Here is a 12,855-nt window from a genome sequence, read left to right on the forward strand (position 1 = left end):
GGACTCATCGGTACTTTCGCAAAATAGGATATGCAGTAGGAGGTCCGCAATTACACCTTGGGCGCAGGATTGATCGACAAGTCTTCCCATCGACACGATGGTGTCGTTACACCATCGTGCAATTGAGTCGATGCCGATCACCACATAGATTGATGTCCATGAACAACGCCCCCGACACCGGCGTCGTTCAAACCCCGGCCAGTCGCTCAACGTCACGGGCGCATCGCGCGCCTCGGCGAGCGAAAATTCCGATACCTGTGGCGCTCGCTCTCTGCCCGATGTTCTGCGTTCACATCACCTCCGGCAAAACGTTAAGGATGGCACATGACTACGACTCACACCAATTCAAGCAGCGTTTCTCAGGACACAGTTTGCTCGGGACGATTGTTTCTCCTCGAATTGAGCAGCAACTCGATTTACTCGATGAATCCAGATGGATCCGACCGCAAGACGATCGTCACGGACTGCCACCTCCCCGATGGCATTGCAGTGGACGCGCACGCCGGCCACATTTACTGGACCAACATGGGTCACGCTCTGAGCGCCAATGACGGATCGATCGAGCGCGCCGACCTCGACGGCAACAACCGCGTGGTCATCGTCCCCCAAGGCCTCACGCATACGCCAAAGCAGATCCAGCTCGACCGCGACGGTGGAAAACTTTATTGGTGCGACCGCGAAGGCATGCGCGTGATGCGCGTCAACTGCGACGGCTCTGATATCGAAACACTGGTCGAGACCGGGCGCGGCGACAACGACCGCCACGACCAGAACCGATGGTGCGTCGGAGTCGCTGTCGATCGCGTGCACCAGAAGCTCTATTGGACACAAAAGGGCCCTGACAACGGCGACCAGGGCCGCATCCTCCGCGCGAATCTGGAGATCCCGAGTGGCGAAGATGCGGCCACCCGCTCCGACATCGACGTGCTGTTCGACCATCTGCCGGAACCGATCGATCTCGAGTTCGACGAGGAGAACCGCGTCCTCTATTGGACGGACCGCGGCGATCCCCCGCGCGGAAACACAGTTAATCGCGCCCCGGTCGACGAAGCGGCGACGCCCGAGATCGTCATCACGCATCTGCTGGAAGGGATCGGTATCACGCTCGACGTTGCTGGTAGCCGAATGTTCGTCACGGATCTGGGAGGATCGGTCTATTCAGCGCAACTCGATGGCAGCAATCTGCGCAACTTTCTCTACGCCCAGGGCAACCTCACCGGCGTTGCCTACGCCGAAGTCTGACCCGTACATCGGAGAAATCACATGACTGACACCAAGCCCATTCGCCGCGTCGCCATCATCGGCACAGGCGTGATTGGCGCGAGCTGGGCCGCGCTGTTTCTCGCCAAAGGATTGCATGTCGTGGCGACGGACATAGCACCGAATGCGGAAGCGTCATTGAATAAATTCGTGGAGTCCGCGTGGCCGGCGCTCACGAGATTGGGCCTTTCGCCCGAAGCATCGCTCACGAACCTCACATTCACGCCCGTGCTTGAACAAGCACTCGTGAGCGCGGACCTGGTCCAGGAAAACGGACCCGAGCGGATCGATTTCAAGCAGAAGCTCTATGGACAACTCGACGAGCTGTTGCCTGCCGACGTGATCGTTGCTTCGAGTTCGTCGGGGCTCACCATGAGCGAAATCCAGAAGGGCGCCGCGACGCATCCCGAGCGCTGCGTCATCGCCCATCCGTTCAATCCGCCCCACTTGATCCCGCTGGTCGAGATCGTCGGCGGGGCGAAGACCTCCGAAGCGACGATCCAGCGCGCAGCCGAATTCTATACGTCGATCGGGCAGCGTACGGTGCGGGTCAACAAGGAGATGCCGGGCCACGTCGCGAACCGGCTGCAGGCCGCGCTGGCGCGCGAGGTCTATTACCTCGTCGCCGAGGGCGTGGTGAGCGCCGCCGACGTCGACACCGCCCTGTGCTGGGGGCCGGGCCTGCGCTGGGGCGTGATGGGCAACATGATGCTCAACCATCTTGGCGGGGGCCCTGGCGGCATCGAGCACTTCTTCCAGCAGTTCAGCGGCCCGATGACGGCGTGGTGGAAGACGCTCGGCGAGCCGGTCCTGAGTCCTGAGGTTCAAAAGAAGCTCGTAGACAGCGTCCACGTTGAGGCCGGATCGCGCTCCATCGAAGAGCTGGAGGCGCAGCGTGATGAGGTTCTGCTCGGTCTGCTCGAGCTACGCCGCAAGGTTGGCGATTCGAAACAGACGAAATGACTCCCTCCGGTCGCGTGAGCCCAGGCACAACCTTCCGGATTGCTCACCCGACTGACAGGTCTTTCTTCCCACCTTCTAGTCATAGCAACAGGAGTCGCAAAATGTCCATCGCTGCAACAGACAGCAAAGCCGCCAAGGAGCTTCCGCCACCGAACAGTGATTTCTACTACTACGCAGACACCTTGAACGCAGCCGAGCGAGCGATTCTTCGGAAGGTGCGCACATTCATGGAGTCCAAAGTCGCGCCCATCATCAACAAGTACTGGATCGAGGACGCCTTTCCGTTCGAGCTGCTGCCTGCCGTCAAGGAACTGAATCTCGGCGGCCTCGGCATCCAGGGGTACGGCTGCGCCGGCGGGAGCCAATTGCTGGTCGGTCTGATTGGGATAGAAATGGCGCGGATCGATGCCTCGATTGCGACCTTCTTTGGCGTCCATAACTTCCTGGCGATGGGTTCGATCGCGGTCGCTGGATCAGAGGAGCAGAAACAAAAATGGCTGCCGCCGATGGCACGCATGGACAAGATCGGCTGCTTCGGCCTGACCGAACCGCTGATCGGCTCGGGAGCCGCAGGCGGACTAACCACCACGGCGAAGCGCAAGGGCGACACCTGGATTCTGAACGGACAGAAGCGGTGGATCGGCAACGCACCCTGGTGCGATATCTCGATCATCTGGGCGCGCGACGTCGATGACAACCAGGTCAAGGGCTTCATCATCGAGAACAAGACCACACCCGGCTTCAGCGTCGAGAAGATGGAGAACAAGATCGCGCTCAAGGTGGTTCAGAACGGCCAGATCACGTTGAAGGAATGCCGGGTGCCGGAAGCGAACCGGCTCGTATCGGGCGACCAGTCCTTTCGCGACACCGCACGCGTGCTGCGTGGGACGCGGTACTACGTTGGATGGGAAGCGACGGGATGCGCGATGGGTGCGTACGAGCACGCGCTGCAGTACGCCCAGCAGCGATTGCAGTTCGGAAAGCCTATCGGCTCGTTCCAGCTCATTCAGGATCTTCTTGCGAAGATGCTCGCCAACGTCACCGCGTGCCAGGGCATGGTGGTTCGCACGGCACAGCTCGCCGACGAAGGCAGACTGACGGACCAGCAAGCCGCGCTGTCGAAGGCGTTCACAACGTCCAAGGCGCGTGAGACCGTTTCGTGGGCGCGAGAGCTGCTTGGGGGCAACGGCATTCTCGCCGACTACGACGTCGCGCGTTTCTTTGCCGACGCCGAGGCGCTCTATTCCTACGAGGGCACCTACCAGATGCAGAACCTGATCGTCGGGAAAGCGATCACTGGGTTTAGCGCGTTTATCTAAGACTGCAGGCGTGACGGCGAGTTCGTCGCCGTCCCCCGATTCACCCGAATTAGAAGGAAAGCTAAACATGTCATCGACAACAGTGACAGCCCCAGCTTCACCCGTAGTAGTAGTGCCTGATGATCCGCAGGCGAGAGTCGTCACGCTCGCGAACGTTCTGTACGAAAAGCGCAATGGGATCGCATACGTGACCGTCAACCGTCCCAAGGTCCTCAATGCCCTGAGCACGCAGACATGGAAGGATCTGCGAACGGCTTTCGAGGATGCACGCGAGGACACCGTCGTGCGCGGCGTCATTCTCACCGGCGCGGGCGATAAGGCGTTCATCGCCGGCGCGGACATCAGTGAGCTTGCGCACGCGAGCGCGATCGAAGCGGAGCAGTCGAGCCGTTTTGGGCAAGCCGTGCTCGACCTGATCGAGAACCTCGGCAAACCGGTGGTCGCCGCAATCAATGGCTTTGCCCTCGGCGGCGGCTGCGAGACGGCAATGGCGTGCACCCTCCGCATCGCCGTGGAGCACGCGAAGCTCGGACAGCCCGAGGTAAAGCTCGGGCTGCTGCCAGGCGGAGGCGGCACGCAGCGGCTGCCGCGCCTTGTCGGGAAAGGCCGCGCGCTGCAGCTCATTCTGTCCGCGGAGCTCATCAGTGCGCAGGAAGCATGGCGCATCGGGCTCGTCAACGAGGTGGTTCCCGCGGCCGATCTCATTGGACGCGCTGAAGCCATTCTGAAGATGATCGCCTCGAACGCTCCTGTCGCGGTGAGGCTATCGCTCGAAGCGGTGAACAAGGGCCTGGACGCGAACCAGAGCGAAGGTCTCGCTCTCGAAGCCTCCTACTTCGGGCTGTGCGCGGGTACAGATGACAAAAAGGAAGGCACCTCCGCCTTCCTCGAAAAGCGCGCCCCGCAGTTCGTGGGACGGTGAAGCAGACAACTCGATTCAGGAGTGACCCAATGGCAAGCGACAATATTTTTTCCGGACTGAAGGTGGTCGACTTTTCGAGCTTTATCGCTGCGCCCGGCGCCGCCGTCATGCTGTCGGACTTCGGCGCCGATGTGATCAAGGTCGAACCTCCGAGCGGTGACCCCTGGCGACACGGGCACCAGATCCCGTCGCAACCGATGGCAGATGAGCCGTATCAGTGGCATCTCGCCAATCGTAATAAACGCGGCATCGCGCTCGACCTGAGGTCGCCCAGCGCCCAGCAAGTGCTCCAGCGGCTCGTCACATGGGCTGATGTGTTCACCGTCAATACGCCACATCCGGCCCGCAAGAAGTTGAATCTCGAGTACGACGATCTGGCGCGCTGGAACCCGCGACTGATCTATGCGGATATCACCGGCTTTGGCGAAAGCGGCCCGGATGCCGATCTGCCCGGCTTCGATCTGACCGCGTTCTGGGCGCGTAGCGGCCTGTTGTCGATGACGCGTGACGCGGGCGCGCCACCAACCTGGCCGGTGGCCGGAAGCGGCGACAACGCGACGGCAGTTGGAATCTATTCGGCGATCGTCACGGCGCTTTACCGCCGAGAGCGCACGGGCAAAGGCTCTTACGTCACGACTTCGCTCCTTGCCTCAGGCGTCTGGTCGGCCAGCGTTGCGATCCAGGCCGCCTTGGCCGGCGCGACGTTTCCAGCACCGCACGATCGCACGCATCCCGCGAATGCGGCGCTCAACGTGTACCGCGCCTCAGACGGCACCTGGTTCGTCCTGGTGGTGATGCACGACAAGTTGGCGGCCGTCGCGAAAGCCATCGGACGCCCGGATCTGCTGACTGATGCACGGTTTACGGATCCGGCGAAGGTGGCGGCGAACATGCCGCAACTTACGGCCATCCTGGACGAGGTTTTCGGCGCGCAGCCGATGGCGCACTGGCACGAGGCATTCAGCAATCTCCACGTCACGTACGGCGCCGTGCGCGGACCACAAGAGGTGATCGACGACCCGCAGCTGCGAGCCAACGATGTCATCGTTCCGCTCGAGGGCGCCGGCGGAAAATTGACCTCGACGATCAGCAATCCGATCCGGGTTCATGGCGTCGACAAAGTGCCGGCGCGACGCGCGCCCGATCTTGGCGAGCATACCGACGACATCCTCCGCGAGCTGGGCTTCGATGCAAACGACGTCGAAGGCCTGCGCGCGAGCGGCGCGGTGGCGAGCATGAAGCAACACGCCGCCTGACACACGAGCACAGAAAGAAAGGAGCAAGCATGAGCGACATCATCACCGAGCGAACCGGCAGCGTCCTGCGGGTCGCCTTCAATCGCCCCGAGAAGAAGAATGCCATGACCGGAGCCATGTACACGAATCTCGCGGACATCTTCAACGAGGCCGCCGAAGACGAAGAAGTCCGCGTCGTGCTCTGGCACGGCGTGGGCGAGTCATTCTGCGCAGGCAACGACGTCGGGGATTTTCTCAAGCATCCGCCCCGGCTGGGTGACTTTCCGCAGGGCCGCCTGATCTCGGCTCTCATCCGGTTCGAAAAGCCCATCGTGGCGGCCGTGCAAGGCGCGGCGATCGGCGGCGGAACCACGATGCTGACCCACTGCGATTTCGTCTACGCGGGCGAAACTGCGAAGTTCCAGTTGCCGTTCATCAACCTTGCGCTGGTGCCGGAATTCGGGTCGAGCTTTTCGATACCAGCGCGCGTAGGACATCTAGGGGCAGCGGACCTGTTTCTGCTCGGGGAGCCTTTCACTGCGTCGCGAGCAGTGGAACTGGGCCTCGCGACTCGCGTGCTGCCCGACGGCGATCTACTTGAGACCGCTACTGCAACAGCACATAAGCTCGCCGCAAAACCGGGCAGCGCGTTGCTCGCTACCAAACGACTCATCAAGCAGGCTGTGCTTCAGCCGCTCCAGGAGGCTGTGAAGAGTGAAAACCAGACGTTTTTTGCACAGGTGAGCTCAGCAGAGGCCAAGGAAGCATTCTCGGCCTTTCTCGAGAAACGTGCGCCCGATTTTACGAAGAGCCCGAAGGGTTGATGGTGTGCCTCGCATCGCCAATCAACCACTCACCAATACCGCCGAGTCAGCGTGAACCTGCTGCCGTGCAAATGATCCACCGGGCGATGTCCCCGGCGTCCCATAAAGGCACAGCGTGCGCCTATATCTGTGTATATGCTCCTCGCGACACGGCCGCACGCCCGCCACGATCATTGCACGGGCACGTTGACGTAGACACGCGGATCGTCGGCGGGGTTATTGATCCGCTGAGTTCTCCGCCCGCTGACACTATAGTTGCGTTCCTGCGTAAAGCGTGCATCAGCGCGAGGCGCATAGGCGCAATCTGCACCGGCGGAGTCGTGCTCGTGGAAGCAGGCTTGCTGGCGCAGCGGCGCGGCGCGACGCATTGGGCGAGTCTGTAGAATTGATTAAGTCGGCTGCTTTCCTCGAAATTCATAGCAAGGCTTTCACCTACACAGCAAGTTAAGAGAAGCCCAGCGCAGCCGCAATAACACTTTGGGTGCAATGTTCCAATTGAGCAACTATGCGGTCAGATGTGATTCCAGCAAGGCAATATGTCGGGTAACCGCAGAGGGTGGCATGTCGAACTTAACAATTTCGGGCAAGGCAATGTCCCAACTCCTCAGAAAGAACGGATCGAGTTCCTGAATTTAGACGACCACTTCCTTGATCGCCCGCATCTTCTGGGTAAGTACGGCCTGCGGGTCGCCGTAATACATGTTGCATGTTGTCTCATGAAGAGCTTGGCATCTGCACCGGACGAATGCATCAATCGTCCCGATGGATATCGTGCGTAACAAAGCTGAGGTCGTTGATCGGCATATCCAACCAATCCCGATTCTGCAAGGTCCTCCTGGTATCGGCCAATCCGGTTCGCCAATGTTCCCGCATTGTCGAAATACCAAACTGATAGTCCTTGTAATGGCCTTCGTACTCCTTGTCTCGGTAGATCAAATGAATGATGTTGTAGCGCTTGTCGCATGATACTTCCTGTGCGAGTTCGTACCAGCGATCCTTTTCGCTTCCCGCGGGCAACTTCTCGAGCAACTCCCGCACCACGCGCCGAAAATGTTGAGTTCGTTGCAGCAAGTCCGTCACGAGACGAGTGCGGCTGGAGTACTGGACATCTTTGACGCGTCCCATGACTTCGCTTAGATCGCTCGGCACCGGCCCGGTCGCGCTCCACAGATCAACCTGAAAAGCGAGCGTGTCGCGACGTGGCGTCGCTTGCATAACCTCGAATAGCGGAGTATTCGACATAAGGCCGCCGTCCCAGTAATACTCGTTCTCGATCTCCACAGCCGCGAAGCCCGGCGGTAAAGCACCGGACGCGATGAAATGCTCGGCACGCAACGGTATGCGGGTATTGTCGAAATAGGCGAAGTTTCCTGTGCGGGCGTTCACGGCGCCCACCGAAACCCGTACCTCCGCCGAATTGATTCGGTCAAAGTCGCAGAACCGCTCGAGCGTGGCCTTGAGCGGCCTCGTGTCGTAAAAGCTTGCCGTTTGCGGATTCCCGGTTGAGTGGAAAGCGGGCGGCGGAAACCTGGGTACGAAAAATCCCTTTTGGCCATTGACAATCGCGCTCGCAGCCTGAAATGCCGTAAAGCTCTTACGCACACCGTCATGCACGTTGAACAACGTGTCCTCGATCGCGGCCGGTATGGGCATTCCGAACGCAGGCTGGCAGATCGTCTCCCAGAATTCTGAGAGCCGTGCCACCCGGTGCTCGGGCGCATTGCCGGCGATAATCGCCGCGTTCAACGCACCAATCGAAATGCCGGCCAGCCAGTTCGGGCGAATACCTGCTTCTTCAAGGCCCTGATAGACGCCTGCCTGATAGGCCCCCAGCGCGCCCCCGCCCTGTAACATCAGCGCGATCGTCTCGTACTGGGGCAACTCGATACGCGGACTGGCGCGAACGTCCACCGACGCTTGGGCACGCTCACCCACCCCATTTCCGGGGGCGCCGACGCCGACCCGCCTGACGTTGCTTTGCACCATGACGCCTCTCCTTGCGGGCTTACTGCATATACCAGCCATGGCTTACGATGAACGATTGGCCGGTCAAAGCTGCGCTCGAGAACGCGGACAGGAACAGCACCGTCTGTGCGACGTCGTCTACCGTGGTGAACATGCCGTCTACGGTGTTGCCGAGCATCACGCGTTTGACCACTTCTTCCTTACTGATGCCGAGTTCTTTGGCCTGCTCGGGAATCTGCTTGTCGACGAGCGGCGTGCGCACGAACCCCGGGCAAACCACATGGGAGCGTACGTTATGTTTCGCCCCTTCCTTCGCAAGAACGCGCGCGAGGCCGAGCAACGCGTGCTTGGCGGTCACATAAGCGGATTTCAGCGGCGAAGCTTCATGCGAGTGCACGGACCCCATGTAGATCACGACACCGCCGCGGTCGTCCTTGTACATGTGCTTCAATGCGGCCTTGGTAGTCAGGAACGCACCGTCGACGTGAATCGCCTGCATATTTTTCCAGTCGGAAAATGCATAGTTTTCGATCGGATTGACAATCTGGATGCCGGCGTTTGAAATCAGGATGTCGACTGCGCCCAATTCCGCAGCCACCGTGTCGAATCCCTGGTTGACGGCATCTTCCTTCGTGACGTCCATCGCCACACCAATGCTTTTGCCGCCAGCCTGTTTGATTTCCTCGGCCACGGCGTTCGCCCCGCCCTGATTCAAATCGGCGATCGCAACCGCCGCGCCCGCAGCCGAGAGCGTCAACGCGATCTGTTTGCCGATGCCGCTTGCGGCGCCGGTAACCAGTGCAACTCTTCCGATGAGACTCCTGTTCAACATAGACATCAGCATCTCCCAAATTGACTGTGACGGCTCGAATGTTCCGCGCGCACGCTTTTCACTCGACGCCCATTGAGTTACTCGAATGCAACTTCGTGAAAGTCCCCAGCCTGAGGTCCGCCACGGGACGCACACCTTCACATCTCGTAGGCCCGGTGCAACTCCCGGCAACACTGCGCCAAACAGTTTCAGCCATCTGCACGTGCAGCCCCACGGGATCGGACTTAGATGTCGGCGTAATCGATACCAGTCAGCACACCCAGATGAGCAACTGTAGTGAATCGCGACTCTTGCTTCGTATCGATGTTCAGCTCGCGGACGTTGCCCCCCAGATCGGTCACAAATGCGCGGCGGCCCAGTGGATCCAGAGACACACCAATGCCTTCCTCCAGCGCGCGGGCGAGCACCTGGTGATCAACCAGTCCGGACGCCGTGATTTTTGCGCGATTTAGTGTATTTCCGTCATGCGTATCGTCGCCACGGTCAGTCCAGTACAGTACGCCATCGCGGTGATCGATATCGAGATCGATCGGCTCGGGCAGATCGGCCAGCAAACATTCGACATCCGGGCGCTGATCGGGTGTCGCACCGGGCGGCAGCTCAATGCCAGCCCTGAAGATGCGGCCCTCTCCGGCATCCGGCGATCCCTTTTGAGTCCAATAGACATGGCCGTTTGCCGTATCCAATGCGATGCCTACACAATGGCGGGTCGCATCGCCCGTATGTTCCGGGAAACTCCCGGTGCGGACGAGTTCCGTCACCTCAGTACCGTCCAGCCGCGCGCGCATGACCCGCATGCCTTCGCGATCGCACCAATAGAGATGACCGCCCTCCTTGTCCAGCGCCAGTTCCTTAGGCGTCCCGGCCAGGCCGGAAGGCACCAGTACACGATGCTCCCTTCCATCGAGCTTCGCGCTTTCGATAGTTCCGTCATTGGGGGGAACTGCGCCGGAAGCCGGATCGCTGTCGACCAGATGGATGCCGGTTCCCATGTTAGTCCAGTACACCACCCGGTTTTCAGCATCGACCTTGATGCCGTCGGGCGTGCGCGTGAGATTCGCGATAACGACCTCGTGTGAACCGTCCGGCAACAGAGCGATGATCGCTGGTGGACGTGCCTGCAGGACATATAGCGTACCGCCATTCTTCGTAGCCACAGTAAGTACCCTCCATCTAGTCAAAATAACTGTCGTCGTCCAGCTCCGAGTCAGATCCTTAGTCCCACAGCAGGACGCTTCTCAATGTTCAACGGACATTCGGATTCAATCGTTAAACGCTTTCACCGGGTCGTCTTTTGCCTAACGCATTGCACCGAATCACCCATTCGTCGACCGCGGAACCCACGGACATCTGGATGACCACGAGGGCCGCACGACGGCTCGACTGCCTGGCCAGTCAGCATATGACGTTGCGCTTGACCGAGACATTGCACGTCTCTGTAATCCGAAACACGTTCGGGTGCCGGTCCTCGTTGCTGAACAAGCTTCGAGCGCCAATGTGCACCTGCACCTGCATCTGCACCTTCAATGACATGGAAATACATGTCGATGCATATACACAGTTAACGCCCGAACATGGGAAAAATCCCTCGACATAGCGGGAAGACCATGCATGTGCCTCATTTTGAGCGCCGGCCTTCGAACACAGTTTAGGGTATGCCGAGGACAGTCACAATTACACTTTGGATTAGGTGTTACACGACACTCATTCCATTCGATATGGTGTTGCTAACACCATCGTGCTATTGCATCGCGCCCGCTTGCAACCTAAGGTTTCGTCAAGAGCAACATCTTTGAGCGCTGGCGTAGATAAAGCGAGAGCAATTGCAGGCCGCCGGAACCAACGGTGAATCTCTCGGCTTCGGATTTACGGGGATGAAACCTGCGATGCGAAATACGGGCTCCGATATTCCGCTCATTGGCGTCGGCCCATACGAGCCATTTCCGCCGTAGCGAGTGGTAACGCCCATCGCAATTGAGTCAGAGCCCACTACCGTGAACGAGCCATTGAACCAGATACTCTATCCATGCGGGGCAGCCGTGATAAATGTACTGGTCCTGCTTTGGTCGCCTGGCCGACGGCAGCCCGTCCTGCATGCGGCACTAAAATGCGCCCTATTCGTGCTTCTGACAGTGTCGATGCTTCGATATGGCATCGTCCCCACCCAAGCCGCGCATCGATTTTCGGACCCATCCGTTCACTTTCTTCACGGAGTCCTTGAAACGGGATGGTGGCTGTTAGCAGCCGCGACGACTATGGCCGTAGTGCGAGCCTACTACGTTGTTGGCTATCGACTGCGTCAGAACCGGTTCACGCTGGACGTAATCGCAGCCCTGCTCTATCTTGGAGCAGTGATCGCAATTGTCGCCGATGTATTCGACATCCCGCTCAAGGGGGTCCTGGCCACCTCTGGCGCTTTAGCCATCATCCTTGGCCTCGCGCTCCAAAGCACCCTTTCAGACCTTTTTTCCGGCTTGTTGATTAACGCTACGTCTCCCTATCGTGTCGGAGATTCCGTAACGTTGGATGAGGTAGCGGACGGGGAAGTTGTTGAAGTTACCTGGCGCGCGACCCACATAGCCAAAGCAAACCGCGACATGGTCGTCGTGCCAAACAGTGTCATCGCCAAATCGCGAATCGTAAACCGCAGCTTCCCTCTCGGTCCTCACGCAACAGTCGCCAAGTTTGAGACCACGACGCAGCTTCGACCGTCTGAAGTTGTTCATGCCCTCGAACTCGCCCTGCAAACCTGTGTTGGCATCTCCAAAGATCCTAAGCCGAGCGTGGCTACGACCTCCATCGGTCGAAGAACAGCCATGTACGGCATCACCTTTTCCAGAACGGGTGAACGATCAGAAGTAGAGGTGCTGAACAAATTCTATGACGCAGCTCATCGCCATCTGGAGTCGTTTACCGTTCCACTGGAACATGGGAACGAATTCGCCGACATCCCAGGCGGAACACTCGCATATCGACTAGTTGAAGCTATCGGTATATTCGGGATGCTTTCTAAAGACCAACGGATTCAACTAGCAAAATCTCTGGTTCGTCGCGAATGCGCACCCGGACAAGTGCTGCTTGGCGCCGGAACGTGCTCACAATCCATTTCAATTGTCGGGTATGGAGTCGTCGCGGCATCCGCAACGCAAGACTCTGGTGGCCACTACGACATCGTCCGTCTTGGTCCTCGAGAATACTTCGGCGAGAGCGGACCAATCGCGGGTATTGCTTCAATGGTTACGTTCGTCGCACGGACCTATGTAATCGTCTATGAATTACCAGACCACGCCGTGATGAATCTCCTTAAACAACATGCCGATGTCGCACACGCTTTCGCTGCAAAGCTCGAGGCACGCGAACGAAAAGGACAAGCCCTGATGCAGGTGTCTCCAGAGGTCCACATGGCAGAGAATGGACTGATGCAGTGGCTACATCGCTGTATCGAGGCAATCCATCACAAGTTGGCATGATTTGACGTCTTCCCCGTCCTCAACTCACGGCAGCCGCGCAGATGCACATCATCGCCACGGGGCAG

The 12,855-nt window shown here is 59.2% G+C and carries 10 protein-coding genes and 1 pseudogene; 8 read left to right on the top strand and 3 right to left on the bottom strand.

Going from position 1 to position 12,855, the window contains the following annotated elements:
* Window positions 1-324: 324 nt before the first annotated feature.
* The 7 genes and pseudogenes from G5S42_RS07950 to G5S42_RS44155 all read left to right on the top strand — a co-directional run.
* A complete protein-coding gene (locus G5S42_RS07950) occupies window positions 325-1,242 on the top strand; it encodes a DUF5050 domain-containing protein (protein WP_176106270.1) in 918 nt (305 codons plus the stop codon).
* A gap of 21 nt (window positions 1,243-1,263) precedes the next feature.
* On the top strand, window positions 1,264-2,223 hold the full coding sequence (locus tag G5S42_RS07955) for a 3-hydroxyacyl-CoA dehydrogenase NAD-binding domain-containing protein (RefSeq protein WP_176106271.1): 960 nt from the start codon (window positions 1,264-1,266) through the stop codon (window positions 2,221-2,223).
* Window positions 2,220-3,542 carry an acyl-CoA dehydrogenase family protein gene (locus G5S42_RS07960; protein ID WP_176106272.1) on the top strand — a complete coding sequence of 441 codons (1,323 nt, stop codon included), beginning with the start codon at window positions 2,220-2,222 and terminating at the stop codon, window positions 3,540-3,542. The genes G5S42_RS07955 and G5S42_RS07960 overlap by 4 nt, the downstream gene beginning before the upstream one ends.
* 67 nt (window positions 3,543-3,609) lie before the next feature.
* The gene (locus G5S42_RS07965; RefSeq protein WP_217709858.1) at window positions 3,610-4,464 is read left to right on the top strand and encodes an enoyl-CoA hydratase-related protein; all 855 of its coding nucleotides are present in this window, start codon (window positions 3,610-3,612) and stop codon (window positions 4,462-4,464) included.
* Window positions 4,465-4,493: 29 nt separating this feature from the next.
* Complete coding sequence (locus G5S42_RS07970; protein ID WP_176106273.1) at window positions 4,494-5,720, top strand: CaiB/BaiF CoA transferase family protein; 1,227 nt, start codon at window positions 4,494-4,496, stop codon at window positions 5,718-5,720.
* 29 nt (window positions 5,721-5,749) lie between these two features.
* On the top strand, window positions 5,750-6,523 hold the full coding sequence (locus G5S42_RS07975) for an enoyl-CoA hydratase (protein WP_176106274.1): 774 nt from the start codon (window positions 5,750-5,752) through the stop codon (window positions 6,521-6,523).
* A gap of 167 nt (window positions 6,524-6,690) precedes the next feature.
* Window positions 6,691-6,897, top strand: a pseudogene (locus G5S42_RS44155) (DJ-1/PfpI family protein); the annotation flags it as partial.
* A 376-nt stretch (window positions 6,898-7,273) separates the two neighbouring features.
* Here the strand turns inward: G5S42_RS44155 and G5S42_RS07985 are convergent.
* The 3 genes from G5S42_RS07985 to G5S42_RS07995 form a co-directional block, all read right to left on the bottom strand.
* Window positions 7,274-8,509 (bottom strand): DUF3734 domain-containing protein, encoded by a 1,236-nt coding sequence (locus G5S42_RS07985; protein WP_176106276.1) that lies wholly within the window; start codon window positions 8,507-8,509, stop codon window positions 7,274-7,276.
* A 19-nt stretch (window positions 8,510-8,528) separates the two neighbouring features.
* On the bottom strand, window positions 8,529-9,326 hold the full coding sequence (locus G5S42_RS07990) for a 3-hydroxybutyrate dehydrogenase (RefSeq protein WP_176110418.1): 798 nt from the start codon (window positions 9,324-9,326) through the stop codon (window positions 8,529-8,531).
* A gap of 218 nt (window positions 9,327-9,544) precedes the next feature.
* Window positions 9,545-10,477 carry an SMP-30/gluconolactonase/LRE family protein gene (locus G5S42_RS07995; protein ID WP_176106277.1) on the bottom strand — a complete coding sequence of 311 codons (933 nt, stop codon included), beginning with the start codon at window positions 10,475-10,477 and terminating at the stop codon, window positions 9,545-9,547.
* A 1,107-nt stretch (window positions 10,478-11,584) separates the two neighbouring features.
* On the opposite strand from G5S42_RS07995, the gene G5S42_RS08000 reads away from it, so the two are divergent.
* The gene (locus tag G5S42_RS08000; RefSeq protein WP_217709860.1) at window positions 11,585-12,790 is read left to right on the top strand and encodes a mechanosensitive ion channel family protein; all 1,206 of its coding nucleotides are present in this window, start codon (window positions 11,585-11,587) and stop codon (window positions 12,788-12,790) included.
* Window positions 12,791-12,855 lie beyond the last annotated feature (65 nt).

The sequence above is a fragment of the Paraburkholderia youngii genome (assembly GCF_013366925.1).
Taxonomy (GTDB): Bacteria; Pseudomonadota; Gammaproteobacteria; order Burkholderiales; family Burkholderiaceae; genus Paraburkholderia; species Paraburkholderia youngii.

Bases quoted from the DNA above. Each gene is read 5' to 3' on its own strand.
- G5S42_RS07950 (WP_176106270.1), top strand. From the start codon at position 325: ATGACTACGACTCACACCAATTCAAGCAGCGTTTCTCAGGACACAGTT.
- G5S42_RS07955 (WP_176106271.1), top strand. From the start codon at position 1,264: ATGACTGACACCAAGCCCATTCGCCGCGTCGCCATCATCGGCACAGGC.
- G5S42_RS07960 (WP_176106272.1), top strand. From the start codon at position 2,220: ATGACTCCCTCCGGTCGCGTGAGCCCAGGCACAACCTTCCGGATTGCT.
- G5S42_RS07965 (WP_217709858.1), top strand. From the start codon at position 3,610: ATGTCATCGACAACAGTGACAGCCCCAGCTTCACCCGTAGTAGTAGTG.
- G5S42_RS07970 (WP_176106273.1), top strand. From the start codon at position 4,494: ATGGCAAGCGACAATATTTTTTCCGGACTGAAGGTGGTCGACTTTTCG.
- G5S42_RS07975 (WP_176106274.1), top strand. From the start codon at position 5,750: ATGAGCGACATCATCACCGAGCGAACCGGCAGCGTCCTGCGGGTCGCC.
- G5S42_RS07985 (WP_176106276.1), bottom strand. From the start codon at position 8,509: ATGGTGCAAAGCAACGTCAGGCGGGTCGGCGTCGGCGCCCCCGGAAAT.
- G5S42_RS07990 (WP_176110418.1), bottom strand. From the start codon at position 9,326: ATGTCTATGTTGAACAGGAGTCTCATCGGAAGAGTTGCACTGGTTACC.